At 68.2% G+C, this 25377-nt stretch carries 27 protein-coding genes; 16 read left to right on the top strand and 11 right to left on the bottom strand.

Features of this window, described 5'->3' with window-relative positions; genetic code table 11:
- Nucleotides 1-14 precede the first annotated feature (14 nt).
- From A5752_RS22870 to A5752_RS22840, 7 genes are all read right to left on the bottom strand, one after another.
- The gene (locus A5752_RS22870) at nucleotides 15-662 is read right to left on the bottom strand and encodes a helix-turn-helix domain-containing protein (protein WP_067090609.1); all 648 of its coding nucleotides are present in this window, start codon (nucleotides 660-662) and stop codon (nucleotides 15-17) included.
- A gap of 15 nt (nucleotides 663-677) precedes the next feature.
- Nucleotides 678-1862: an NAD(P)/FAD-dependent oxidoreductase gene (locus A5752_RS22865; protein WP_067090607.1), complete on the bottom strand. Its 1185-nt coding sequence runs from the start codon at nucleotides 1860-1862 to the stop codon at nucleotides 678-680.
- Nucleotides 1859-3166, bottom strand: coding sequence for an FMN-binding glutamate synthase family protein (locus A5752_RS22860; protein WP_067090604.1), 1308 nt, complete (start codon nucleotides 3164-3166; stop codon nucleotides 1859-1861). The genes A5752_RS22865 and A5752_RS22860 overlap by 4 nt, the downstream gene beginning before the upstream one ends.
- On the bottom strand, nucleotides 3166-3849 hold the full coding sequence (locus A5752_RS22855) for a GltB/FmdC/FwdC-like GXGXG domain-containing protein (protein WP_067090601.1): 684 nt from the start codon (nucleotides 3847-3849) through the stop codon (nucleotides 3166-3168). Before A5752_RS22855 ends, A5752_RS22860 begins: the two co-directional genes overlap by 1 nt.
- Nucleotides 3837-4709, bottom strand: coding sequence for a class II glutamine amidotransferase domain-containing protein (locus tag A5752_RS22850; protein WP_067090598.1), 873 nt, complete (start codon nucleotides 4707-4709; stop codon nucleotides 3837-3839). The genes A5752_RS22855 and A5752_RS22850 overlap by 13 nt, the downstream gene beginning before the upstream one ends.
- Nucleotides 4710-4723: 14 nt before the next feature.
- Nucleotides 4724-6028 carry a type III glutamate--ammonia ligase gene (gene glnT, locus A5752_RS22845; RefSeq protein ID WP_067090595.1) on the bottom strand — a complete coding sequence of 435 codons (1305 nt, stop codon included), beginning with the start codon at nucleotides 6026-6028 and terminating at the stop codon, nucleotides 4724-4726.
- Nucleotides 6029-6134: 106 nt separating this feature from the next.
- The gene (locus A5752_RS22840; protein WP_067090592.1) at nucleotides 6135-7385 is read right to left on the bottom strand and encodes an ammonium transporter; all 1251 of its coding nucleotides are present in this window, start codon (nucleotides 7383-7385) and stop codon (nucleotides 6135-6137) included.
- 134 nt (nucleotides 7386-7519) lie between these two features.
- Between A5752_RS22840 and A5752_RS22835 the strand changes: the two genes are divergently transcribed.
- The 5 genes from A5752_RS22835 (at nucleotide 7520) to A5752_RS22815 (ending at nucleotide 12529) form a co-directional block, all read left to right on the top strand.
- Nucleotides 7520-7969 carry a hypothetical protein gene (locus tag A5752_RS22835; RefSeq protein WP_067090590.1) on the top strand — a complete coding sequence of 150 codons (450 nt, stop codon included), beginning with the start codon at nucleotides 7520-7522 and terminating at the stop codon, nucleotides 7967-7969.
- 21 nt (nucleotides 7970-7990) lie between these two features.
- Nucleotides 7991-8974, top strand: a complete 984-nt coding sequence (locus A5752_RS22830; protein ID WP_067090587.1) for a linear amide C-N hydrolase — start codon at nucleotides 7991-7993, stop codon at nucleotides 8972-8974.
- A gap of 101 nt (nucleotides 8975-9075) precedes the next feature.
- Nucleotides 9076-10341 carry an aspartate kinase gene (locus A5752_RS22825; RefSeq protein ID WP_067090584.1) on the top strand — a complete coding sequence of 422 codons (1266 nt, stop codon included), beginning with the start codon at nucleotides 9076-9078 and terminating at the stop codon, nucleotides 10339-10341.
- Nucleotides 10342-11394 (top strand): aspartate-semialdehyde dehydrogenase, encoded by a 1053-nt coding sequence (locus tag A5752_RS22820; protein ID WP_067090581.1) that lies wholly within the window; start codon nucleotides 10342-10344, stop codon nucleotides 11392-11394.
- 34 nt (nucleotides 11395-11428) lie between these two features.
- Entirely contained in the window at nucleotides 11429-12529 is a 1101-nt protein-coding gene (locus A5752_RS22815) for a DUF4185 domain-containing protein (protein ID WP_067090642.1), read from the top strand.
- Between the two features lie 16 nt (nucleotides 12530-12545).
- On the opposite strand, the gene A5752_RS22810 is transcribed toward A5752_RS22815, so the two are convergent.
- Nucleotides 12546-13319 (bottom strand): SDR family NAD(P)-dependent oxidoreductase, encoded by a 774-nt coding sequence (locus A5752_RS22810; protein WP_067090639.1) that lies wholly within the window; start codon nucleotides 13317-13319, stop codon nucleotides 12546-12548.
- Between the two features lie 159 nt (nucleotides 13320-13478).
- Between A5752_RS22810 and A5752_RS22805 the strand changes: the two genes are divergently transcribed.
- From A5752_RS22805 to A5752_RS22795, 3 genes are read left to right on the top strand one after another with little or no spacing between them, the layout of a single operon-like run.
- Nucleotides 13479-13997, top strand: a complete 519-nt coding sequence (locus A5752_RS22805) for a YkgB family protein (protein WP_067090578.1) — start codon at nucleotides 13479-13481, stop codon at nucleotides 13995-13997.
- On the top strand, nucleotides 13994-14629 hold the full coding sequence (locus A5752_RS22800) for an RNA polymerase sigma factor (protein ID WP_067090575.1): 636 nt from the start codon (nucleotides 13994-13996) through the stop codon (nucleotides 14627-14629). Before A5752_RS22805 ends, A5752_RS22800 begins: the two co-directional genes overlap by 4 nt.
- Nucleotides 14626-14862: an anti-sigma factor family protein gene (locus A5752_RS22795; RefSeq protein WP_197500707.1), complete on the top strand. Its 237-nt coding sequence runs from the start codon at nucleotides 14626-14628 to the stop codon at nucleotides 14860-14862. Before A5752_RS22800 ends, A5752_RS22795 begins: the two co-directional genes overlap by 4 nt.
- 4 nt (nucleotides 14863-14866) lie before the next feature.
- On the opposite strand, the gene A5752_RS22790 is transcribed toward A5752_RS22795, so the two are convergent.
- Complete coding sequence (locus A5752_RS22790; protein ID WP_067090636.1) at nucleotides 14867-16084, bottom strand: oxygenase MpaB family protein; 1218 nt, start codon at nucleotides 16082-16084, stop codon at nucleotides 14867-14869.
- Between the two features lie 144 nt (nucleotides 16085-16228).
- On the opposite strand from A5752_RS22790, the gene A5752_RS22785 reads away from it, so the two are divergent.
- The 8 genes from A5752_RS22785 to egtE all read left to right on the top strand — a co-directional run bounded on the left by A5752_RS22785 (nucleotide 16229) and on the right by egtE (nucleotide 23435).
- A complete protein-coding gene (locus A5752_RS22785) occupies nucleotides 16229-16621 on the top strand; it encodes a hypothetical protein (RefSeq protein WP_231983488.1) in 393 nt (130 codons plus the stop codon).
- Nucleotides 16622-16803: 182 nt separating this feature from the next.
- Nucleotides 16804-17232, top strand: coding sequence for an organic hydroperoxide resistance protein (locus tag A5752_RS27590; protein ID WP_172798191.1), 429 nt, complete (start codon nucleotides 16804-16806; stop codon nucleotides 17230-17232).
- 3 nt (nucleotides 17233-17235) lie between these two features.
- Nucleotides 17236-17886 (top strand): sensor domain-containing protein, encoded by a 651-nt coding sequence (locus A5752_RS27585; protein ID WP_067090567.1) that lies wholly within the window; start codon nucleotides 17236-17238, stop codon nucleotides 17884-17886.
- Nucleotides 17887-18009: 123 nt separating this feature from the next.
- Nucleotides 18010-19302 (top strand): ergothioneine biosynthesis glutamate--cysteine ligase EgtA, encoded by a 1293-nt coding sequence (egtA, locus tag A5752_RS22770; protein ID WP_067090634.1) that lies wholly within the window; start codon nucleotides 18010-18012, stop codon nucleotides 19300-19302.
- Nucleotides 19299-20639 (top strand): ergothioneine biosynthesis protein EgtB, encoded by a 1341-nt coding sequence (egtB, locus tag A5752_RS22765; protein WP_082964024.1) that lies wholly within the window; start codon nucleotides 19299-19301, stop codon nucleotides 20637-20639. The genes egtA and egtB overlap by 4 nt, the downstream gene beginning before the upstream one ends.
- Nucleotides 20639-21328 carry an ergothioneine biosynthesis protein EgtC gene (egtC, locus tag A5752_RS22760; RefSeq protein WP_067090566.1) on the top strand — a complete coding sequence of 230 codons (690 nt, stop codon included), beginning with the start codon at nucleotides 20639-20641 and terminating at the stop codon, nucleotides 21326-21328. The genes egtB and egtC overlap by 1 nt, the downstream gene beginning before the upstream one ends.
- Complete coding sequence (gene egtD / locus A5752_RS22755) at nucleotides 21328-22323, top strand: L-histidine N(alpha)-methyltransferase (RefSeq protein ID WP_067090563.1); 996 nt, start codon at nucleotides 21328-21330, stop codon at nucleotides 22321-22323. Before egtC ends, egtD begins: the two co-directional genes overlap by 1 nt.
- On the top strand, nucleotides 22320-23435 hold the full coding sequence (egtE, locus tag A5752_RS22750; RefSeq protein WP_067090561.1) for an ergothioneine biosynthesis PLP-dependent enzyme EgtE: 1116 nt from the start codon (nucleotides 22320-22322) through the stop codon (nucleotides 23433-23435). The genes egtD and egtE overlap by 4 nt, the downstream gene beginning before the upstream one ends.
- Before the next feature lie 4 nt (nucleotides 23436-23439).
- Here egtE and A5752_RS22745 read toward each other — a convergent pair whose 3' ends face one another.
- Nucleotides 23440-23886, bottom strand: coding sequence for a hypothetical protein (locus A5752_RS22745; protein ID WP_231983487.1), 447 nt, complete (start codon nucleotides 23884-23886; stop codon nucleotides 23440-23442).
- Complete coding sequence (locus A5752_RS22740) at nucleotides 23883-25367, bottom strand: glutamate-cysteine ligase family protein (protein WP_067090627.1); 1485 nt, start codon at nucleotides 25365-25367, stop codon at nucleotides 23883-23885. The genes A5752_RS22745 and A5752_RS22740 overlap by 4 nt, the downstream gene beginning before the upstream one ends.
- Nucleotides 25368-25377 lie beyond the last annotated feature (10 nt).

The raw sequence follows: 25377 nt of genomic DNA, 5'->3' as shown, positions 1-25377 counted from the left end.
GCAGCCGCGAGGGGTCAGACCTGTGAGTCGGGGAACGCGATCACCGACAGGAACCGGATCGGCAGCTCGATCAGGTCCACCGGTCCGTGTGCGCCCTCCCCGTCGAACTGCAGGGAATCGCCGGGATGCAGGCGATAGACCGAGCGGCTGTGGCTGTAGTCCATGACGCCTTCGAGGACGTAGATGAACTCGGTGCCCGGGTGCTGGAACAACGGGTAGGTCTGGCTCTTCTCCGACAGCGTCACCTGCAGGCATTCCAGCCGCTTGTGTTCGCCGCGCAGCGAGCCGAGCAGCTGGTACTCATGGCCCTCGCGGGTGCCCTCGCGCACGATGCGCGCGCCGGTGCCGGCTTTGACGAACGCGGCCGGGCGTTCGACGTCGGCGCCGCGGAACAGGCTGGTCACCGGCACGTCGAGGCCCGTCGCCAGCAGCGCCAGCGTGCTCAGGCTGCATGACGTCTGCGCGTTCTCGATCTTGCTCATCATGGCCTTGGAGATGCCGACCCGTGCGGCCATCTCGGCGACGGTGAGCCCCTGCTGCAGGCGGATCTGCCGAACGTTGCGCCCGATGGCCGCCTCGATCTCGAGCTCCTCGACAGGCGCCTGCGGATCGCGGTCGCGGGCGGTGCCGGATCTGTTGCGGAGCAGCGGTACGTCAGACATGTTTCCTGTCGGGAATCATCGCATCTGACCCGCGCCGACATAGGGATGCGGGCTCGTCAGCAGGTCGCCGTCGGCGAAGCGCGACAGCCGGAAGTCGGTCTCGGGGATCCGCGGATCGCTGCTGCGTCCGTCGACGACCAGGTCGGCCACGAGCCGGCCGACGGCAGGCGCGATCTTGAAGCCGTGCCCGCTGAATCCGGCCGCCACCACCAGCCCAACGATTCCCGTGGCGCTGATCACCGGATTCCAGTCGGGGGTGGCGTCGTAACAACCCGCGTAGCTGCTCGTGATGGCCGCGTCGGGGAAGCCCGGGAACCGAGTCCCGACCCGGTCGACGGTCAGGTCCACGAACGCCTCCGTCGCCCGGTTGGAGTACGCGTCGGGGTCGACGTCCTCGGGATCGGACAGGTCGCTGTTGCCGAAGAGGATCTCGCCGCCGAGTTCCGGGCGCACGTACTGCAACGAGACCAGATCGGAGAACACCGGCACCGGACCCACGTCCACGCCGGGGGAGATCAGCACGATCTGCTCGCGCACCACCCGGATCGGCACGTCGAGGCCGTACGGCGCGAGGAGCGGTCGTGTCCACACGCCGGTGGCGACGACGACGGTGCCTGCCGACACCGTGTCGCCGTCGGCGGTGCGCACACCGGTCACGCGGTCGCCGTCGAGCACCAGCGCGGTCGCCGCGACACCCTGCCGGATCCGCACCCCCGCGGCGCGCGCCGACGCCGCGAACGCCTGCGCGGTCTGGTAGGCGTCGCCGTATCCGCCGCGGGATTCCCAGCCGAACGCGGCGAACGGCGACAGGTCGGCCCACGGCCACATCCGCGCGACCTCGTCGGCGTCGATCTCCTCGGTCTGTACCCCGACGGAGCGTTGTGCGGCAAGGCTTTTGCGCAGCGCGTCGACGTCCTGGGCGCCGACACCGACGACGTAGCCGGTCTGCCGGAAACCGATGTCGCTGCCGAAGATCTCCTCGGCTTTCTCGAACACCTCCAGCCCGACGGCGGCCATCGCCGCAAGCGAGCTGACCCCGTAATGGCAGCGGACGATGCCGCTCGACTTGCCGGTCATCCCGGAGGCGACGGTATTACGTTCCAGCACAACGACATCGGTGACGCCGCGTTGGCTGAGCGCCCATGCCGCGGCGGCGCCCTCGATGCCGCCCCCGATGATCACCACATCCGCCGTGGTCATGAGCCGGGGATCCAGTTCGTGCCCGCCAGCGGCACGCGCGCCATCGCGGCCGCCTCGATCGTGACCGCGACCAGGTCCTCCGGCTCGAGGTGGCACACGTGGGCCTTACCGCACGCCCGGGCGATGGTCTGGGCCTCCATCGTCAGCACCCGCAGGTAGTTGGCCAGCCGGCGGCCGCCTTCGATCGGATCGAACCGTGCCGCCAACTCCGGATCCTGCGTGCTGATGCCCGCCGGGTCGGTGCCGTCCTGGAAGTCGTCGAAGAAGCCGGCGGCGCTTCCCAGTCTCTCGTACTCGGCCGCGTAGCGAGGGTGGTTGTCGCCCAACGCGATCAACGCCGCGGTGCCGATGGCCACGGCGTCGGCGCCCAACGCGAGCGCCTTGGCGACGTCGGCGCCGGTGCGGATGCCGCCCGATACGATCAGCTGCACGCGACGGTGCACCCCGAGCTCCTGCAGCGCCCGAACCGCCTCCGGTACGGCCGCTAGCGTCGGGATGCCGACGTGTTCGATGAACACCTCCTGGGTGGCCGCGGTGCCGCCCTGCATCCCGTCGACGACGACCACGTCGGCGCCGGCGTGGACCGCGAGCTTGACGTCGTAGTAGGTGCGGGTGGCGCCGACCTTGACGTAGATCGGTTTCTCCCAGTCGGTGAGCTCGCGCAACTCGTTGATCTTGATCGTCAGGTCGTCCGGACCGGTCCAGTCCGGATGCCGGCACGCGGAGCGCTGGTCGATGCCCTCGGGCAGCGTGCGCATGGCCGCGACGCGCGGTGAGATCTTCTGGCCCAACAACATTCCACCGCCGCCGGGCTTGGCGCCCTGGCCGAGCACCACCTCGATCGCGTCGGCCTTGCGCAGATCGTCGGGATTCATGCCGTACCGCGACGGAAGGTACTGATAGACCAGGTACTTGCTCTGGCCGCGCTCCTCGGGGGTCATGCCGCCGTCGCCGGTGGTGGTCGACGTGCCGACCTCGCTGGCGCCGCGGCCGAGCGCCTCCTTGGCGGGTCCGCTCAGCGCGCCGAACGACATCCCCGCGATCGTGACCGGGATGTCCAGGTGCAGCGGGTGTTTGGCGTGACGATCGCCGAGCACCACGTCGGTGCCGCATCGTTCGCGGTATCCCTCCAGTGGATAACGCGACATCGACGCGCCGAGGAACAAGAGGTCGTCGAAGTGCGGCAGCGGTCGCTTGGCGCCCCAGCCGCGGATGTCGTAGATGCCGGTTTCGGCCGCGCGCTGGATGGCGGCGATCGTGGTGCGGTCGAAGGTCGCGGATTCGCGAAGGGCCCAGGTGTTCATCAGTAGCTCGATGCGTTGTCGATGTGGAAGTGGTAGAGGGAGCGCGCCGACCCGTAGCGGGTGTACGCATCTGTGTCGTCGTCGAATCCGGCCGCGGCCAACAGCTCTCGCAGCTCCTGATGGTGTTCGGGCCGCATCGGCTTGGTGACGCAGTCGGCGCCGAGCGACGCGACCTCGCCGCGCACGTAGATCCGGGCCTCGTATATCGAATCCCCGAGCGCTTCACCGGCATTCCCGCGCACGACGAGGCGACCCGCCTGTGCCATGAACGCGCTCATGTGGCCGATGTCGCCGCCCACCACGATGTCCACCCCTTTCATCGAGATACCGCACCGCGCGGCAGCGTTGCCGTCGATGACCAGAAGGCCCCCGTGCGCCGTGGCGCCCGCCGACTGTGAAGCGTCACCCTTGACGTGGACGACGCCGCTCATCATGTTCTCGGCGACGCCGGTTCCCGCGTTGCCGTTGACGGTCACCTCGGCCCGCTGGTTCATGCCCGCGGCGTAGTACCCGACGTGGCCGTCGATCGTCACCCGTACCGGCGCGTCGAGCCCGACCGCGACGTTGTGTGCCCCTGCGGGATTGGCGATCACGAAGTCACCGGACAGTCCCGGCGCGTGCAGTGCGGCGTTGACCTCGCGCAGGGGGGTGGTGGCCAGGTCGTATCCCACTAGCGTGTCCATGCGTAGACCACCTCCGGCTCGGGTTCCCAGATCTTGGCCGCACCGACGCCGGGTAGACCGGCCAGCGCGCGGTATTCGCTGGCCATCGCCACCCAGTCGGCGGTCTCGGCGATGACGGCGGGTTTACATGCGATGGCGTCACGCACGACGGCGAACGAGTCGCGGTTGGAGACCAGCAGTGTGTAGAAGCCGTCGAACGCCTCGCACAGCTCCTTCAGCGCGGTCTGTACGTCGCGGCCCTCGGCGAGGCGGCTCGCGATGAACCGGGCGCCGACCTCGGTGTCGTTCTCGCTGTCGAAACGCACGCCCGCAGCGCGCAGTTCGCGTCGGATTGTCGCGTAGTTGGCGAACGATCCGTTGTGCACCATGCACTGCTCGGGTCCGACCGCATACGGGTGGCATCCAGCGGGCGTCACCGCCGACTCCGTCGCCATCCGGGTGTGGCCGACGCCCTGCCAGCCCTGCGCCTTGGTCAGGTTCCAGTTCTCGGTCAGTGTCCGCGGATGTCCCACGCCCTTGAGCACGGCGAGGTCGGCGCCGAACCCGGCGATCAGTGCGTCGGGATAGGCCGCCCGCACGGCGTCGTGCAGTGTCTCCGCGGGCACCTTCGCCGTGACGAGATATGTCGCGTCGTACCGCGCCACGCTGACGTCCATACCGATGGCCGCGGCCGTCGGCTCGGTTTCGAGGACCGAGACACAGCTCGTGCCAGGCGGAGACAGCGTCGGGTCGCCGTAGACCGCGATCCCCGCGGAATCCGAACCGCGGTCGCCCATTTCGCAGAGCATGTCGGTGAGCAGTTCCCCGAGTCGGGGATACAGGTCGGGGTTGCGCAGATGCAGCCCCACGATTCCGCACATCGGTGAGCTCCTTGTCAGAACGCGGTCAGGTAGTTGTCGATCTCCCAGGTGGTGACCGCGCTGTGATAGGCGAAGAACTCGTCGCGCTTGAGGTTGGCGAAGTAAGCCGCCACCCCGCCACCCGAGGCGTCCAGCACACCCGCGATCACCGGGTCGCACTCGAGCTCGTCAACCGCGTGCAGCAGCGTCGCGGGCAGCGGTGAACGATGCTGGCCGCCAACGGGTCCAGGGTCGGTGCTGCGTTTGATGCCGTCCAGCCCGGCGCCCAACGTGCCCGCGATCGCGAGATACGGGTTGGCCGACCCGTCGCTGCCGCGCAGTTCGATGCGCTGGGCGTCGGGCACCCGGATGTAGTGGGTGCGGTCGTTGCCCCCGTAGCTCGGGGCGTTCGGCGACCAGGACGCCCCCGACGCTGTCGTGGTGGCACGCGTTCGCTTGTAGGAGTTGACCGTCGGGGCGACCACGGCCTGCAGAGCGCACGCGTGCTCGAGGATTCCACCGAGGAACGCATAGGCCGTCTCGGACAGTCCGAGGCCGCGCTCGTCGGTATCGGCGGGGAAGACCGGCCTTCCCGCACTGGTCAGCGACAGGTGCAGATGCAGTCCGCTGCCCGTGCGATCGGCGAACGGTTTGGGCATGAAGGTCGCGACCATGCCGCGCTCGGCGGCGATGGTCGAGAGCAGATAGCGCAGCGTCACGACGCGATCGGCGGTGGTGAGTGCGTCGGCGAACTCGAAGTTCTGCTCGAACTGACCGTTGCCGTCCTCGTGATCATTGGCGTAGTTGGACCAGCCCAGCTGGTTCATCGCCGTCGAGATCGCGGTGAGATGGTCGTACATCCGGGTGACGCCGCGCGCGTCGTAGCAGGGTTGCGCGGCGGTGTCGGCGGCGTCCGCGGTGCACAGCCCGCCGTCTGGGGTGCGGCGCAGCAGAAAGTACTCGACCTCCGCGCCGACCCACGGTTCGAAGCCGGCGTCGGCGGCCTGCTGGATCAGCGCCTTGAGGATGACGCGCGGCGCGTACGGCCACGGCGCGCCCTCCACGTGCGGATCGCAGTGCACGATCGCCAGTCCGTCCTTGATGAACGGGATGGGGGTGAACGAGTCGACATCCGGAATCGCCATCATGTCAGGGTCTTTGGGTTCCTGGCCAATCGCCCCGACGGCGTAGCCGGCGAATCCGACGCCCTCGGTGGCGAGCAGGTCGACCGCCTCGACGGGAACCAGCTTGGCGCAGGGCTTTCCGCGCAGGTCGACGAACAGCGCGAGGATGAACTTGGTCCCGGACTCCTCGGCCAGGGTGGCCAGATCTTTGGACATTCTTCCGAACCTGTCTTCTGTAGTGAATCGCTGTGTCGTAGAAGGAAACTCGATAGATCCGAAATGGCCGGCGCGGCAAAGGGGCGCCGCGCCGGCCGGTTTCGGGTCAGGCGGGCTGCAGTGCGTACGCCGAGTCGCGGTGGAACTTGGCGTCGATGCCGGTCTCTTCCTCGTCCGGCGAGATGCGGATGCCCATCGTCTTCTTGATCGCGAAGGCGATGATGTAGGCCACGACGAACGAGTACGCCATGACCGCGCCCGCGGCGACCGCCTGCTTCCACAGCTGCTCGAGGCCGCCGCCGTAGAACAGGCCGTTGGTGGCGCCGGGCATCGCCTCGCTGGCGAAGAAGCCGATCAGCAGCGTCCCGATCAGGCCACCGACGAGGTGCACGCCGACCACGTCGAGGCTGTCGTCGTAGCCGAACCGGTCCTTGAGCCCGACGGCGTAGACGCACACCGCACCCGCGATGGCGCCGACGCAGATCGCGCCGACCGGGGTGACCGAACCGCAGGCCGGGGTGATCGCGACCAGGCCGGTGATCGCGCCGGAGGCGGCGCCGACACCGGTGACGTGACCGGTCTTGATCTTCTCGAACGTCAGCCAGGCCAGCGTCGCGGCGCACGTCGCGACGAACGTCGTGACCATGACGATCGCGGCCGAGGTGCCCGCGGACAGGGCCGAACCGCCGTTGAACGCATACCAACCGGCCCACAGCAGGCCCGCGCCGAGCAGCGTCAGCGGAACGTTGTGGGGCTTGCGGCTTCCGAACAGTGCGGAGCGGCCGAGCACGATCGCGACGGCCAGCGCCGCGGCGCCCGCGTTGATGTGCACCGCGGTACCACCGGCGAAGTCGAGCGCGCCGAGCTTGTTGGCGATCCAGCCGCCGACCGAATCCTCGGTCACCACACCGTCGAACGCGAACACCCAGTGTGCGGCGGGGAAGTACACCAGCACGGCCCACAGCGCGGCGAACACCATCCATGCGCTGAACTTCATCCGGTCGGCGGCCGCACCGGAGACGAGCGCGACCGTGATGGCGGCGAACAGGGCCTGGAACAACGCGAACAAACTGATCGGCAGGCCGTCGACGGTCGTCATCGCCTCGGTCAGGTCGGTCATCCCGTCGAATTCGGTGAAGCTCCCGATGAATCCGCCGTAGGACGTGCCGAACACCATCGAGAAGCCGAACAGCACCCAGAGGACGCCGACGAGCGCGGCGGCGCCGAAGGTCATCATCATCATGTTGGTCGAGCTCTTGACCGACACCATGCCGCCGTAGAAGAGCGCGAGACCGGGGATCATCAGCGTGAGCGCGATGATGCAACACAGCATGAACGCCGTGGTTCCTGTATCCATTAACCATCTCCTGAAGTGATGCGGCCCACGTCGGAGCCGTTCACTGTCAGTAACCGGTGTTTCTGTTACGTGGACCGGCTCCTCATGTTGCGCGTGCGTTAAGAATCCGCCGCATGGCTAGAGTGCAAGCAGTGATGACTCTTGACCGGCGATGGTGGATCGCGATCGCTGTCGTGGCGATCGCGTTCGTGGCGTTGGTCTACAGCTCTCTGCAGAAACCGCCCGAGGAATGCCGTCCCGTCCTCGACCTGCTCGAGTTCAACAAGCAGCAGAACGATTTGATCAACGCCAAGAGCGAAGGCGCCGAGGGTCCGCCGACCCAGGCCGAGGAAATCGCCTACCAGCAGTGGGCCGACGGCCTGTCCGAACGCGCGCGCAACATCGACACCCCGGAACTGCGGTTCACCGCGGTGGAGGTGGCCGACCTCGCGGGACAGTTCGTCCAGAAGATGCCGAAGGCACGCGCCGAGACCCAGTCCCGCGCACCGGGTGCGCCGCCCCCGCAGGTTTTCTACGAGATGTCTGCGCTCGACACCCAGATCCGGCGCAAGCTCGCCGAGCTGTCCGAGGCCTGTAAGACCTAGCGCCTCATAAGATCGCTCATCATGTGCACGCGCGTCGTCTATCTCGGAACCGATAACCGCAACATCACCGGCCGCTCCATGGACTGGAAGTCGGAGATCCAAACGAACCTGTGGGCGCTGCCGCGCGGCGTCCACCGCACCGGGCAGGCCGGCCCGAACTCCGCCGAGTGGACGTCCAAGTACGGCAGCGTGGTGGCCAGCGGTTACGACATCAGCACGACCGACGGCGTGAACGAGGCCGGTCTCGCGGTCAACCTGCTGTGGCTGGCCGAATCGCAGTACCCCGACGCGACCGCCGCGGGCCCGGCGGTCTCGTTGGCGCTGTGGGGGCAGTACGTGCTCGACAACTTCGCGACGGTGGCCGAGGCCGTGCAGGCGTTGCGCGCGACCCCGCTGCGGGTGGCCACCGCGCAGGTGCCCGGCGAGGAGCGGATGGCGACGCTGCACCTGGCGATGTCCGACGCGAGCGGCGACAGCGCGATCGTCGAGTACATCGACGGCGAGCAGGTCATCCATCACAGCCGCGACTACCGGGTGATGACGAACTCGCCGACCTTCGACAAGCAGCTCGCCATCGACGAGTACTGGAAGCAGATCGGCGGCACCGTGATGCTGCCGGGGACGAACCGCGCCGCTGACCGGTTCGTGCGGGCGTCGTTCTACATCGAGGCGGTCCCCAAGACCGACGATCCGCTGCTGGCCGCCGCGACGGTGTTCAGCGTCGTGCGCAACGCGTCGGTGCCGTACGGCATCTCGACGCCGGAGGAGCCGAACATCTCGACCACTCGCTGGCGCACGGTCGTCGACCACAAGGCGCTGCGGTACTTCTTCGAGTCGGCGCTCTCGCCGAACACGTTCTGGGTCGAATTGGGCAACCTCGACTTCTCGCCGGGCGCCCCGACGCTGCGGCTGCCACTCGGCGAGGGCGAGAAGACGATCTACGCCGGTGACGCCAGCTCCGCCTTCGAGCGGGCCGAACCGTTCACCTTCCTTCCGGTGGCCTGATAGCCCGCGGTTCCGGGAGGGCCGTCACGGCCGGAAGAAATCGATTCGCCGCAGCCCTTATCCTTGTTGGGATCCTTCCCAGCACTTGAAAGGCTTGTTCAGTGGCGCTCGTCGTGCAGAAGTACGGCGGATCCTCGGTCGCCGACGCCGAGCGGATCCGCCGCGTCGCCGAGCGGATCGTCGAGACGAAGAAGCAGGGCAACGATGTGGTCGTGGTCGTCTCGGCGATGGGCGACACCACCGACGACCTGCTCGACCTGGCCAACCAGGTGTGCCCGGTGCCGCCCCCGCGCGAGATGGACATGCTGCTCACCGCCGGTGAGCGGATCTCCAACGCGCTGGTCGCGATGGCCATCCACTCCCTGGGTGCGCATGCGCGGTCGTTCACCGGATCGCAGGCCGGCGTCATCACCACCGGCATCCACGGCAACGCCAAGATCATCGACGTCACCCCCGGCCGGCTGCGTGACGCGCTCGATCAGGGTGTGATCGTGCTGGTCGCCGGATTCCAGGGGGTCAGCCAGGACAGCAAGGACGTTACGACGCTGGGTCGGGGCGGCCCGGACACCACGGCCGTCGCGCTGGCCGCGGCGCTGAAGGCCGATGTCTGCGAGATCTACACCGACGTCGACGGCATCTTCACCGCCGACCCCCGGATCGTGCCCAACGCGCGCCACCTCGACCAGATCAGCTTCGAAGAGATGCTCGAGATGGCCGCCTGCGGGGCGAAGGTGCTGATGCTGCGCTGCGTGGAGTACGCCCGGCGCTATCACGTGCCGATCCGCGTGCGCTCGTCATACTCGGACAACCCCGGCACCCTGGTGACCGGATCGATGGAGGACATTCCCGTGGAAGACGCCATTCTGACCGGAGTCGCACACGACCGCAGCGAGGCCAAGGTGACGGTCGTCGGCATCCCCGACGTGCCGGGCTACGCCGCCAAGGTGTTCCGCGCGGTCGCCGATGCCGACATCAACATCGACATGGTGCTGCAGAACATCTCCAAGGTCGAGGACGGCAAGACCGACATCACGTTCACGTGCCCGCGCGACAACGGCCCGGCGGCGGTCGAAAAGCTGACCTCGCGCCAGGGTGAGATCGGGTTCACCGGTGTGCTCTACGACGACCACATCGGCAAGGTCTCGCTGGTGGGTGCCGGAATGAAGAGCCATCCCGGGGTGACCGCCAAGTTCTGCGAGACGTTGGCTTCGGTCGGGGTGAACATCGACCTGATCTCCACGTCCGAGATCCGGATCTCGGTGCTGGTCAAGGACACCGATCTGGACAAGGCGGTCGCCGCGCTGCACGAGGCGTTCGGCCTCGGCGGCGACGAGCAGGCCGTCGTCTACGCGGGGACGGGGCGTTAGATGGCGCGCGATCGGCTCTCCATCGGAGTGGTAGGCGCGACCGGTCAGGTCGGCCAGGTGATGCGGACGTTGTTGGAGGAGCGCAACTTTCCGGCGACCGACGTGCGGTTCTTCGCGTCCGCGCGCTCGCAGGGCAAGAAGTTGTCGTTCCGGGGGCAGGAAATCGAGGTCGAGGACGCCGCGACCGCCGACCCCTCCGGTCTGGACATCGCGTTGTTCTCCGCTGGCGCGACGATGTCGCGCGTGCAGGCGCCGCGGTTCGCCGAGGCCGGTGCCGTCGTGGTCGACAACTCGTCGGCGTGGCGCAAGGACCCGGACGTGCCGCTGGTGGTCAGCGAGGTGAACTTTGCCCGCGACGTGCGAGGCGTGACCCTCAAGAAGGGCATCATCGCGAACCCGAACTGCACGACGATGGCCGCGATGCCGGTACTCAAGCCGTTGCATGACGATGCGGGCCTGGTGCGGATGATCGCCTCGACGTATCAGGCGGTGTCGGGCAGCGGCGTCGCCGGCGTCGAGGAGTTGTTCGGTCAGGCCAGTGCGGTCGTCGGCAACAGCCGCGACCTGGTGGCCGACGGTTCGGCGCTGGATTTCCCCGAGCCATCGAAGTACGTGGCCCCGATCGCGTTCAACGTGGTCCCACTGGCCGGTTCCTATGTCGACGACGGCTCCGGTGAGACCGATGAGGACCAGAAGCTGCGCAACGAGAGCCGCAAGATCCTCGGCATCCCGGACCTGGCCGTCAGCGGAACCTGTGTACGCGTTCCGGTGTACACGGGGCATTCGCTGTCGCTCAACCTCGAGTTCTCGCAACCACTTTCGGTGCAGCGGGCTAACGAGTTGCTGGGCGCGGCGCCGGGCGTGACGTTGGTGGATGTGCCGACACCGTTGGCCGCGGCAGGGGTGGACGACTCGCTGGTCGGCCGGATCCGCCAGGACCCCGGTGTGCCTGACGGCCGCGGGCTGGCGTTGTTCGTCTCCGGCGACAACCTGCGCAAGGGCGCGGCGCTCAACACGATTCAGATCGCCGAGCTGCTGGCCGCCGAACTCTGACGCCGCCTTGCGCCGAAACTGCATTGCAGCAGGCCTGCTCTCGATCTTTGTCTGCTGGAGCGCCGTTTCGGCCGTCGGTGTTGCCGCCGCCCAGCCCGCGCCGATCCCCGACCCGGTGCTGCCGCCGCTGGCGCCCGGGCAGGTGATCCGGATCGGCCCGACGGCCGGAACCGGAACTCCGACACGCGATTACGGTATCGGCGCCACGGATCTGTGTGAGTTCATGGAGTTTCCCAGTGGCATCCTGCAGGTCTGCGGTGACAGCTTCGCGGGGCAGGGCGTCGGCTACGGCGGATGGTTCTCGCCGATCGCCTTGCATGTCGAGACGGAGTCGATCGACGACCCCGGCGGTGTGCGCTACGACGGTGTGACCGGAACCGACCGACCGCTGCTGGCCGATCCGACGCCCGAGGGCATGTCGCAACTGCCCGCGGGCGTCGTACAGATCAACCGGCAGAACTACCTGATGGTCACGACCGTGCGGGAACTGGTGCCGCAGACCTCTCGGCTGGTCAAAGCCGATCCCTCACAGAGCAATTGGCCGACGCTGCCCGACTCGGAGCGCCCGGCGTCCTACGCCGAGGGCAGGCAGTCGCAGATCAGCGGCTACTACGACCCGATCCCGCGGTCGGACTCGGAGACCGGCTGGGTCTACATCGTGGCCAACAACTTCGACCGCAGCGCGCCGCTGGTGCTGTACCGCGCCACGCCCCAGGAGTTCGAGGACCGGTCGAGTTGGCAAGGCTGGTCTGCCGATTCGGGTTGGGGGCAGGCTCCGACGCCGCTGTGGCCGGACGCGGTCGGCGAGATGAGCATCCGGCAGATCGACGGCAAGACCGTGCTGTCGTACTTCAACGCCACCACCGGCAACATGGAGATGCGGGTGGCCAACGATCCGACCGGCCTGGGCGCCGCGCCGGTGACCACCGTCGTCGTCGCCTCCGAGTGGCCGGACCCGACGGACCACCTCGGGCCGCCGGAGAGCAACCGCCTGGCCCAACCGTACGGCGGGTACATCTCGCCGGGTTCGACGCTCGATGAGGTGCGGGTGTTCGTCAGCCAGTGGAACACCGGACCGCGCGGCGGGTCGCCGTATCGGGTGATTCAGTTCGCGGTCAACCCGTTCAAGCCCTAGTCAGTCTGTCCGCACGCTACTGCGCTAGGAATCCGCCATCGACTGGCAGCACGGCGCCGGTGATGAAGGAGGCGTCGTCGGAGGCGAGGAAGGCGATGGCGTTGGCGACTTCGGCGGGTTCGCCGATACGGCCCATCGGGTGCATCCGCTCGATCTCCGCTAGATATTCCGAACCGCCCGGCTCCTCCGGCAGACGCTTGACCCGCTCGGTGCGAATCGTGCCGGGAGCAACGGCGTTGACCCGTATGCGGCGGTCGGCCCACTCGACCGCCAGGTGTTTGGTCAGGCCGGTCGCGACGAACTTGGCGGGGCCGTAGGCCGCCTGCCGTTTCTGCCCGGCGAGCCCCGAGATCGACGAGATGCAGACGATCGCGCCGCCGCCGGCGGGCACCATCGCCTCGATCGCAAATTTGCAGGTGAGAAACATGCCGCGCCCGTCGATGGCCATCACCTCGTCCCAATCGGCGGCGGTCATCTCCGTCGCATCGCCGAGCGGAATGATTCCGGCGTTGGCGACCAAGACGTCAAGCCGCCCGAATCGGTCGACCGCTGCCCGGATCATGCGCCGGGCATCCTCCTCGACCGAGACGTCGCCGACGACCGTTTCCACCTCCGCGCCGTTTTGACGCAGTTCGTCTGCCAATTCCAGCAGCGGTTCGCTCTGAATATCGGTTGCGGTCAGGCGCGCCCCCTCGCGCGCGAACAACTCGGCGGTAGCCCGCCCGATGCCTGACGCCGCGCCGGTGACTACCGCCGACTTTCCGTAGAGGTGTCCTCGCCCTTGGGTCACCACCCCATGCAACCATGCGCGAGGAGCGTCGGCCGTACCGAACGCCTGAAACGGGTTCGCGGTCAACCCGTTCAAACCGCTGTAACGGTCAGGCGCTGTACGACCACTCACTTCCATACGGCAGCGAAAGCGCTGTCGTCCGAAGCCGAAGGAAGTGTCATGACCGCCATCAGGGATGCGCTCACCATCGCGACGAGTGAGTCGAACGAATCGAAGATCAACACCGCGGCGGGCCTGGTCCTGCGCTACGGCCTCGTGCTCGTCATCGGCTGGATCGGCCTGATGAAGTTCACCTCGCACGAGGCGTACGGCATCGAACCGCTGGTCGCCAACAGCCCGTTCATGGGGTGGCTCTACGGAATCTTCTCCGTGACGACGTTCTCGGCGCTGCTAGGCGTGCTCGAGGTCGGAGCGGCCGTGCTGCTCGCCGTGAAACCGTGGTGGCCGCGCATCTCGGCGCTCGGCAGCGTGGTGGCCGTCGTGCTGTTCGTCGCCACGATCAGCTTCCTGTTCACCACGCCCGGCATAGGTGAGGAAGCGGCCGGCGGCTTCCCGATGCTGTCGACGACCGGACAATTCCTGATCAAGGACGTGGTTCTGCTCGGTTCGTCGCTGTGGACACTGGCCGATTCCGTGCGCGCCGCACGGCAACGCGGAGTTACCCTCGCTGCAGGATGAGGGCCGTCGCCGAAGACGAAGGCGCGCTCGTCACCGCGCTGAAGGCGGGCGACGAGAGCGCTTTCGCCCTACTGGTCGAACGACACTCACCGGCCATGTTGCGGATCGCGCGCGGGTACGTCGCGACCCAGGAGGCCGCCGAGGACGTGGTGCAGGAAACCTGGATCGCTCTGCTCAAGGGCATCGACGGGTTCGAGTCCCGATCGAGCTTGCGCACATGGCTTTTCACGATTCTGATCAACACCGCCAAGAAGCGGGGGTTACGCGAACGACAGACCAGCGACGCCGAATTCGCCGCGTTCACGGGCGCTACGGTGGAAGCGGTTCGGTTTCGCGGCTCCGACGACCGCTGGCCCGGGCACTGGCGAGCCGACGCGACACCCGCGCCGTTCCCGGAAACCCCGGAGGGGTCGGTGCTGGCCGGCGAGATGCTCAGCGTCGCGCGACGTGAGCTCGACCGACTGCCCGACAGACAACGCACCGTCGTCACCCTGCGCGACGTGTACGGGTTCGAATCGAGGGAAGTGACGGAACTGCTCGACATCACCGTCGCCAATCAGCGGGTCCTTCTGCACCGCGGCCGCGCCGCGGTCCGGCAAGCGCTCGAGGCCTACCTGTCGGAGGAATCATGAGTTTCGGATCCATGGACTGCAACGAACTCGTCGAACTGGTCACCGCATACCTCGACGGGTCGTTGGATCCCGAAACCCGCGCCCGCTTCGACATGCACCTGCTCGACTGCGACGGTTGCGTGAACTACCTGCAACAGTTCCGGGCGACCATCACGATCCTGAGCAACGTCGGTGACGATCTCGATCCGGCCTTCCGCGACAAGCTGATGACCGCATTCCGCAACTGGCGCTGAGGATTCAGGCGACGGTGCCGACGTGCTGCGCCGATTCACCGATGGTGGCGCCGGCATCACCGATGATCGTGCGCATCAACACCTGGTGCTCGCGGTCGCCGCGGTCGGCTGCGCGGTCGATGCCTCCGGGCAGCGCGATCGCGGCAATGCTGCGGGTCAGGTTCACCGGCAGGCGCAGCACGGGATACCACGGCACGTGTGGACGCAGACCCAGCGCGCGCATGGTCCGAGGGCCGAGGAAGCCGCTGGTGACCGAAAGGTGTTGCGCCCGAGCGATGCGACGCCGAATGACGGGCATGGTGTCGTAGCGCCAGATCAGTGGGTCGTCGGCCATCGGAACCGCCAGCTGTTTCGACGACTCGTCAGGCTCCGCCAGCGCCCCGAGTGTGTGATAAAGCACCCGGATGCTGTCGCGGAAACTACGCGGCAGCCACTCGTCCTCCACGCCCATCAACCAGCCGACATAGCGGGTCAGGTGAGCGACGGCCTCATACTCTTTCGGCCGCAACACGATTCCCATCCCCATGACACCCACGGCGGGCGCGACCAGGGCGCCGATCAGCGTCGCCGCCATATCGGTCTGGTTGATCGGGACGCCCCACTCGTCGGCGCGCCAATCCGGCATCGCGGCCACATGCTTGCGCACGAGCCCGTGGATCAGCCGCACCCGGAGGGTGGATCGGTAGCCGGCGCCCAGATACTCGAGGCCGCCTTCGGAGATGACGTCCATCGCCCACTGCATCGTCTCGGCGAAGCGCTTGTTCGAGCCCTTCTCGAGGGCTCCGGTGCGCAGCAGCGTCTTGTTGAAACCCGAGAACTGGTAGCCGCCGAGAAGCGACACGTCACGGGCTACGTACATACCGTCGGCGCCGCCGCGACGCAGCGCGCGTTGTCCTCGGCGCAGCGTCTCCTGGTCGACCCAGGCCGGAAGCTCCTCCACGGCCGTGAAGAACTCGCGCAGCGGCTCCGGAGCGTCGGGTACCCCATCGATGCCGTGGGTCAGTGCCCTGTCGAACAACGGACGTGTCTGTTTGACGCCGACGGTCGACATCCATTCGACGAGGCGGTCCACCGGTTCGTCGCCGACCGTCAACCGCTCGCCCAGCCGGCGCCACTGCTGCGGTGTCGGCTCGCCGATGCCCATCGCCTTGGCCATGACGCGGATGCTGGCAGGCACCGGGCGTGGTCGCTCCGGGTGACGCGTCGGGATAGGACGCTGCATCGTCGCGATTCCCTTCAAGCCAGACTGACAACGCGTGTAGTCGAAACTATTCGCGCACATCGCCGGATGTCAATCGGGGTTTCCACAGCCAGCTCATAGGTGGCACATGACGGGCTCATCGAAACGGCTCGCATGATGTCAGGCATGACCGAAACACCCGAACCGGCCACCACCCCCGTGGTCGCAACACCTGAGCAGGATCCCGTCGCTCCGCGCCGCTCGAGGCTCGGCGCCGCGGCGGCCTGGGTCGGCATCGTCGCCGGTGTCGTGTTCATCGTCGCAGTGATCTTCTTCTCCGGATTCATCCTCGGAGCGCACTCCGGCGGGCATCACCGCGGCGGCCATCACGGCGGCCACGACCGCGGTACCGCGATCTTCCACCGTGGCCCGCCGCCGGGGTTCCCGATGGGGCCGGGCGGGGAGTTCGGCCGGCCCCCCTTCGGCGGACCGGGCAACTCGCAGGGGCCGCGGTTCCAGCCGCCCGCGCCGCCGCAGTCGCCAGAGGCGCCGACCACGTCCGCGCCGGCCCGCCCGTAACGATCCCGAGTCGACTCTGCGCCACGGAGTCTCGTCGACGGCACGGTTGCATCTGGTGTGCACTCAGATCGAGATTTTGGCCGGTATGCGGTTTTTCATCGATCTGCGTGCACACCAGGGCCGATTGAGGTGCAGGAGACGGGTGTCTTGCCGTCTGCGCGTGGGCTGGCATGATCGAGCCCATGAGCATTGAGGTCAAGTACACCGCAGAGTCCACCGCGTCGGGAGGCGGCCGCGACGGCCACGTCCGGTCCTCCGACGGCAAGATCGATCTCGATACCCGTCCGCCCAAGGAACTCGGCGGTAGCGGCGAGGGCGTGAACCCCGAACTGCTGTTCTCGTCGGGTTACGCGGCATGCTTCCTCGGCGCGCTGCGGTTGCAGGCCCGCAACAACAAGATCGACATCGACGAAGCCACCTCGATCACCGCGCAGGTCGGCTTCGGTCCTGACTCCGACGGCGGCTTCGGGCTCACGGCCCACCTGATCGGCTACCTGCCGGGCCTCGAGCAGAGCGTGGCCGACGACCTGATGGCCAAGGCGCACGACTTCTGCCCCTACTCGAAGGCCACACGCGGCAACATCGAAGTCAAGTTGTCCGCGAAGGTCTGATCGATGCGGGCGGTCGCCGCAGCGAGCGTCGGCGTGGTCATCGGCTTGTCGATGGTGGCGCCCGCCGGCCTCGCCTCGGCGCGCCCTTCGGATCCGGGCGTGGTGAACTACGCCGTGCTGCCGAAGGGCTCCGTGGGCAACATCGTCGGCGCCACAATGCGATTCGAGTCGTTGTTCACCGAACCGGTGCAGACCTTCTCGGTCGACAATCCGGCGTGCAACAACTGGGCAGACGTCGGTCTACCCGACGTCTACGCCGACCCGGACCTCGCGTCGTTCAACGGTGCGGTGACCCAGGAGTCGCCCACCGATGCGACGCATCTGATCAAACAGGCGGTCGGCGTGTTCGCGACCGCCGACGCCGCCGACCGAGCCTTCCATCGCGTCGTCGACCGTACGGTCGGCTGTAACGGTCAGACCACCGCGATGCACCTGGACAATTTCACGACCCAGGTGTGGACCTTCACCGGTGGGCCCGCCTCGGCGACGGACGCCGACTGGGTCAAGCAGGAGGCGGGTACGGATCGCCGCTGCTTCACCACTACACGCAAACGCGAAAACGTTTTGCTGCAAGCCAAGGTCTGCCAGTCCGGCAACGGCGGGCCCGCGGTGAACGCACTGGCAGGGGCGATGCAGAACACACTCGGGCAGTAGCCGGAAGTGGTGTTCGGGTTCGCGTAACGAAAGCGTCATCCAAAAAACGCGAGACTTTGTCGGTCACGTCTGGAAGATGGTTGAAGGGGGCGAGCGGTCCACTCCCGGAAGGGGATGGTTGGAATGACTTTCACCATCACGTCCGAGGTGGAGGACGCGCACCCGCCGCCGGCCGGATCCATCCAGCTGACCAGCGCCGACGCCGCTGCTCGCCGGGTTGCCGACGGATGTCTGCGCGACGGTCCGGTAGGGCAGGTGGGACTCGAGATCGAGGCGCACTGCTTCGATCTGACCGATCCCATGCGCAGGCCCGCGTGGGCTGAGCTCACCGCGATCATCGCCGACCTACCGCCGCTGCCCGGAAGCAGCAGGATCACCGTCGAGCCCGGCGGCGCCGTCGAGTTGTCCGGGCCACCGCTTGCGGGTCCGCTCGGCGCGATCGACGCCATGATCGCCGACCGCGCCGTGCTGCGCGCGGCGTTCGCGCGCGCCGGGTTCGGGCTGGTGCTGCTGGGGGCGGACCCGTTGCGACCACCCGAACGGGTCAATCCGGGCGCGCGCTACCGGGCGATGGAGGCGTTCTTCACCGCGAGCGGTACCGCGGCTGCGGGCGCGGCGATGATGACGTCGACGGCCTCGGTGCAGATCAACCTCGATGCAGGCCCCCGAGAGGGCTGGGCGGACCGGGTGCGGCTCGCCCACGCGCTCGGGCCGACGATGGTCGCGATCGCTGCGAATTCGCCGCTGCTCAGCGCAGAGGCCTCCGGGTGGCAGTCGTCGCGCCAACGTGTCTGGAGCCAACTGGATTCCGCCCGCTGCGGGCCCGTCCTCGGTGAGATCGGCGACGACCCCGCCAGCGACTGGGCGCACTATGCGCTCAAAGCGCCGGTGATGCTCGTCAACCATGCCGATGCCGACGCCGAACCGGTCTCCGAATGGGTGCCGTTCGCTGACTGGGCCGACGGACGCGTCGAGCTCGGGGCGCGCCGTCCCACCGTGGCCGATCTCGAATACCACCTGACGACGTTGTTTCCGCCGGTGCGGCCGCGCCAGTGGCTCGAGATCCGCTATCTGGACAGCGCGCCGGACGCGGTCTGGCCAGCGGTCGCGTTCACGCTCGTCACCCTCCTCGACGACCCGGCGGCCGCCGACCTCGCCGCCGAGGCCACCGAACCCGTCGCCACCGAATGGGACCAGGCGGCCCGCGTCGGCCTGGCCGATCCGCGGTTGCGGGCCGCCGCCGAACGGTGTGTGCAGGCGGCCGCCGAACGAGCCCCGGCCGAGCTCGAGGAATCGATGCAGCAGCTGTTGCGTTCGGTCGAGCAGGGACGGTGTCCGGCCGACGATTTCGGCGAGCGCGCCGCACGACACGGGATCGCGGCCGCGGTCACGCAACTGGCACGAGGGGAACTGTGACGCCACGCGGAATCATCGCGCGCGAACTGACCACGGCACGCGGGCGCACCTTGCGGCTCGTCGACTTCGACGACGCCGAGCTGGGCCGCCAGTACAGCCCCCTGATGAGCCCGCTGGTGTGGGATCTCGCGCACATCGGGCAGCAGGAGGAGCTGTGGTTGCTGCGCGACGGCAACCCGGACCGGCCGGGGATGTTGCGTCCCGAGGTCGAACGCCTCTACGACGCGTTCGTCAACTCGCGAGCCAGCCGCGTGAACCTCCCGCTGCTGCCGCCATCGGACGCCAGGACCTACTGCGCGACCGTGCGGAACAAGGCGCTCGACACGTTGGACGCGCTGCCCGAGGATGATCCCGGATTCGCCTTCGGGCTGGTCATCAGCCACGAGAACCAGCACGACGAAACCATGTTGCAGGCGCTGAACCTCCGCAGCGGGCCGCCGCTGCTCGAGCCCGGAATCCCGCTCCCCGAAGGCCGTCCCGAGGTGGCCGGCACGTCGGTGCTGGTGCCCGGCGGCGAGTTCGTGCTCGGTGTCGACGCCGCCACCGAGCCCTTTTCACTGGACAACGAACGGCCGGCGCACACCGTCGACGTTCCTGCCTTCCGCATCGGTCGCGTCCCGGTGACCAACGGCGAGTGGCGCCGGTTCATCGACGACGGCGGATACGACGAACCCCGGTGGTGGTCGGACCGCGGTTGGAAGCACCGGACCGAAGCGGGTCTTCGGGTGCCGCAGTTCTGGAATCCGGACGGCACGCGCACCCGGTTCGGCCACGTCGAGGAGATCCCCGACACCGAGCCGGTCCAGCACGTCACGTTCTTCGAAGCCGAGGCGTACGCGGCATGGGCGGGCGCCCGACTGCCCACCGAAGTGGAATGGGAGAAGGCGTGTGCCTGGGACCCGACCGTCGGCGCGCGCCGCCGTTATCCTTGGGGCACAAGCGAACCCACCACCGCACTGGCCAACCTCGGCGGAGATGCGCTGCGCCCCGCCCCCGTCGGCGCGTATCCGGCCGGCGCCTCCGCTTACGGCGCCGAACAGATGCTCGGCGACGTGTGGGAGTGGACGACGTCGCCGCTGCGACCCTGGCCGGGATTCACACCGATGATCTACGAGCGCTACTCACAGCCCTTCTTCGACGGCGACTACAAGGTCTTGCGCGGCGGGTCGTGGGCGGTCGCATCCAGCATCCTGCGGCCCAGCTTCCGCAACTGGGACCACCCCATCCGCCGCCAGATCTTCTCCGGCGTGCGACTGGCCTGGGACGTCGACGATGAGCCGCTTGCGCGAAGAGAGAATGCTGACGATGAGCCGCTTGCGCGAAGAGAGACTTCTTGATGTGCAGGCACCTCGGGTGGCTCGGTGAACCGGTCTCGGTGGCGTCGCTGATCCTCGACCCCGCCAACGGGCTTCTGGTGCAGTCCTATTCACCGCGCCGCCAGAAGCACGGCCTGATGAACGCCGACGGCTGGGGCGTCGGCTTCTTCGACGGACCGACCCCCCGCCGGTGGCGCAGCGCGACGCCGATGTGGGGTGACGCTTCGCTCGCCTCGGTCGCGCCGGCCCTGCGCAGCGGTTGCGTCGTCGCGGCGGTTCGGTCGGCGAGCGTCGGCATGCCGATCGAGGCGACGGCGGCCGCGCCGTTCTCCGACGGGCACTGGCTGCTCTCCCACAACGGCCTGGTCGATCGCGTGGTCCTGCCGCTGTCCCCCCGCGCCGAGTCGACCAACGACAGCGCCCTGCTCGCGGCGCTGATCTTCGACCGCGGGCTGGACTCGCTAGGAGAGACCATCACCGAGGTGGCCGCGGCCGATCCGAATGCGCGGCTGAACATATTGGCGGGCAACGGAACACGTCTGCTCGCGACCACTTGGCGCGACACACTGTCGGTCTTACGCCGTTCCGACGGCGTCGTCCTGGCCAGTGAACCGTACGACGACGACCCGGCCTGGCAGGAGATCCCGGATCGGCACCTTGTCGAGGTTTCGCCCTCCGGCGTGCACCTGCTCGAACTGAAGGGATCCTGATGACAGTCCAGCGGGGAGCCGATCGCGCGGGCACGCTGTCGTTGTCCAACCACCTGTCCGCCGACTCGGCCGCGACCGCGCTGCGTCGCGATGTGCTCGAAGGACTGACCTCGTCACCGAAGTCGTTGCCGCCCAAGTGGTTCTACGACTCCGTCGGCAGCGACCTGTTCGATCAGATCACGCGGCTGCCCGAGTACTATCCGACCCGCGCCGAGGCCGAGATCCTGCGGGACCGGGCGGCCGAGATCGCCGCGGCATCCGGTGCGGACACGTTGGTCGAACTGGGCAGCGGTACATCGGAGAAGACCCGCCTGCTGCTCGACGCCCTGCACGACACCGGCGCGCTTCGGCGGTTCATCCCATTCGACGTCGACGCGAGCGTGCTCGCCGCCGCGGGCGCGGCGCTTCAGGACGAATACCCCGGACTCGAGATCGACGCCGTGTGCGGCGATTTCGAGGAGCACCTCGACCAGATCCCCCGCCGCGGACGTCGTCTTGTCGCGTTTCTGGGCTCGACGATCGGCAACCTCACCGCCGGTCCGCGTGCCGAGTTCCTGGCGGCCCTGTCCGAGACACTGCAACCCGGTGACAGCCTCGTGCTGGGTACCGACCTGGTGAAGGACACCGACCGCCTGGTGCGCGCCTACGACGACAGCGCGGGCGTGACCGCACGCTTCAACCGCAACGTGCTGGCGGTCGTGAACCGTGAACTCGGCGCCGATTTCGATCTGGACATGTTCGAGCATGTGGCGCGCTGGAACGCTGACGACGAACGTATCGAGATGTGGCTGCGCGCCACCGAAGCGCAGCGGATCCGTGTCCGCGACCTCGAACTGACCGTCGAGTTCGCCGCCGGTGAGGCGATGCTGACCGAGGTGTCGTGCAAGTTCCGGCCCGAGGGCGTCCAGGCCGAACTCGCCGCGGCAGGGCTGCGGATGACGCATTGGTGGACCGACGCCGCCGGCGACTTCGGGCTGTCGCTGTCGACGAAATGAGCCTCGCACATCAGTGGCGGTCGGCCCGCCCGGCGGTCGCCGGAGTGCACCTGGACAGCGGCGCCTGCTCCCGCCAGAGCCTTGCGGCCATCGAGGCGGCCGCCCAGCACGCGCGCCACGAAGCCGAGGTCGGCGGTTACGTCGCCGCCGAGGCCGCCACGCCGGCGCTCGACGCGGGCCGCGCCGCGCTCGGCGCCCTGACCGGGCTGACAGCCAGCGACATCGTGTTCACCACCGGAGCGAACAACGCGCTGGACCTGCTGCTGAGCGCCTGGCCCGGCCCCCGCACGCTGGCGTGTCTGCCGGGTGAGTACGGCCCGAACCTGGCGATCATGGCGGCCAACGGTTTCGCCGTGCGCGCGTTGCCCGCCGACGGCGACGGCCGGCTCGACCCGGAGGCGGCCGCCCGCGACCTTGCCGACGATCCGCCCGCCCTGGTGCACCTGACGGCGCTGGCCAGTCACCGCGGGCTCGCCCAACCGCTCTCGGCGCTGGCCGTCACATGCGCGGACCTCGGTGTGCCGCTGGTCGTCGACGCCGCCCAGGCGCTCGGTCATCTCGACTGCGCGGTCACGCCGGCGGCGATCTACGGTTCGTCGCGCAAGTGGATCGCGGGTCCGCGGGGCGTTGGTTTTCTAGCGGTCCATCGCGAGCTCGCGCAGCGGCTGCGGCCCCGGTTGCCGCCGCCGGAGTGGAACCTGCCGCTGCCCGTGCTCTCACGCTTGGAGCACGGGGAGGCGAATATCGCTGCCCGCGTAGGCTTCTCGATCGCGCTGGGAGAGCACCTCGCACACGGGCCGGAGCGGGTCCGGACCCGGCTGGCGGAGGTGGGGGCGATGACCCGCGACGCTTTGGCCGGCGTCAAGGGATGGCGGGTAATCGAGCCGCGCGACGAGCCGACGGCGATCACCACGCTTGCGCCGCTCAACGGCGCCGACCCTCAGGAGGTGCGCAAGCGGTTGATCGCCGAAGACCGGATCATCACCACCTACGCCGACGCGCAGCGGGCTCCGTTCGAGATGACGGCACCCGTGCTGCGGGCATCCCCGCACGTCGACGTCACGCCTGCGGAACTCGAGCGGTTCGCCGCGGCGTTGGCCGCCGTCGGGTGAGGGTTCAGCCGGTTCGGTGCACCAGCAAGGTCGCCCGGTAGTCCGACAGAGGCGAGGGGTCATCGGGCGTGCGGGGATAGGGATCGAGCGCCTGCAGCGTCAGTTCGTAGTCGCCCGTCTGGACCGTCTGCCGGTTCTGGCCAGGCGCGGGATTGGTGTTGAATTCGACGGTCTCCTCGCCCGCGCGTCCGTCGTCGACCATGACGATGACGCGTGCCTGGCCCGTCCAGAAGCATTCGACCTCGGTGGGGCAACGCGAATCCTCCGGCACCGCGGTGAACCGCAGTCGCAGCGACTCACCGGTGAGCGAGGCCTGCTGGCCGCCGGCCAGGACGAACGGCCGGTCGAGCCGGGCTTCGACGGTGTCCGCGCGCGCCTGCTGACCGCCGTGGCACGCCGCCGCCACGGCAATGAGCACCAGCAGCCAGAAACCGCGAACGACCGCCCTCACTCGTCGAAGCCCTCGTCCCAGGTGTGCACGGGCTCGTTGCTATGCATCCGCGCCCCGTACCGGCGCAGCATCTCCGCCAGTGCGGCGGGCCGCGCCATACCGCGCTCCTGCAGGGCGCGCACGGTCGCGACCTGCCAGGTGGCGCCGTTGCGCCCGGTCTTCGCGCGGCCCTCGATCACCCCGAGGTACCGGTCGCGCACCTCGGCGGCGACCTCCCAGCGGCGCAGGCCCTCGTCGGCCATCGGCAACAGCTGGCGCAGCACCAGCTCGTCGGCGGTCACCTCGCCGTAGCCGGGCCAGTACAGCCTGGCGTCCATCCCGTGCTGCGCCGCCGCGATGAAATTGTGTTGCGCCGCAGCGAAACTCATCTTCGTCCACAACGGTCTGTCCTCTTCGGACAGCGCCCGCAGCGTGCCGTAGTAGAACGCGGCGTTGGCCATCATGTCGACGACGGTCGGCCCGGCGGGCAACACCCGGTTCTCGACCCGCAGATGGGGGCGGCCGTTCACGACGTCGTAGACCGGCCGGTTCCACCGGTAGATGGTCCCGTTGTGCAGCCGTAGCTCGGAAAGTTTCGGCGTACGGCCCTCGGCGAGTTCGCGGACCGGGTCCTCGTCGGACAGTTCCGGTAGCAGCGACGGGAAGTAGCGCACGTTCTCCTCGAACAGGTCGAAGATCGACGTGATCCAGCGTTCGCCGAACCACACGCGCGGACGGACGCCCTGGGTCTTGAGTTCGTCGGGGCGGGTGTCGGTGGCCTGGGCGAACAGCTCGATGCGCGTCTCGGCCCACAGTTCGTGGCCGAAGAAGTACGGGGAGTTGGCCCCCAGCGCGATTTGCGGACCCGCCAGCACCTGAGCCGCGTTCCAGTTCTGCGCGAAGTCGGCAGGTGACACCTGAAGATGCAGTTGCATGCTCGTGCACGCGGACTCCGGTGCGATCGAGGCGGTCTGCAGGCTCAGCCGCTCGGGGCCGACGATGTCGATCAGGATGTCCTCGCCGCGGGCGGTGAAGATCGAGTCGTTGAGCGCCTGATACCGCGTCGACTCGCTCATCCACCGCCCGGCCAGGTGTTCGGGCAGCAGCGTCGGCAGGATCCCGATCATCACGATGTGCGCGTCGTGGCGGTTGGCCTTCATCTCAGCCGCGTTGAGGCTCGCCCGCACCTCGGTCTCCAGGTCGAGCGCCGCGCGTCCCGGCAGGCGTCGCGGAGGCACGTTGAATTCGATGTTGTAGGCGCCAAGTTCGGTTTGGTACGCCGGATCGGCGATAGCCTGAAGGACCTCGGCGTTGCTCATCGCGGGCTGATACGCCGAGTCGACCAGGTTGCATTCGATCTCCATGCCGGTCAGCGGCCGTTCGAAGTCGAAGCTCGACTGGGCGAGCATGGTCTCGAAGACGTCGAGGCACTGTTGCACCTTGCGCCGGTACTCCCGGCGGTGCGCGCCGGTATAGCCGGTGCCCTTCACTTCCTCGCCCACACCGCCATTG

This window comes from Mycobacterium sp. 852002-51961_SCH5331710, assembly GCF_001665535.1.
In the GTDB taxonomy this organism is placed as follows: Bacteria; Actinomycetota; Actinomycetes; order Mycobacteriales; family Mycobacteriaceae; genus Mycobacterium.
The sequence above is the reverse complement of the archived record's forward strand: the minus strand, read 5'-3'. Positions and strand labels throughout refer to the sequence as shown.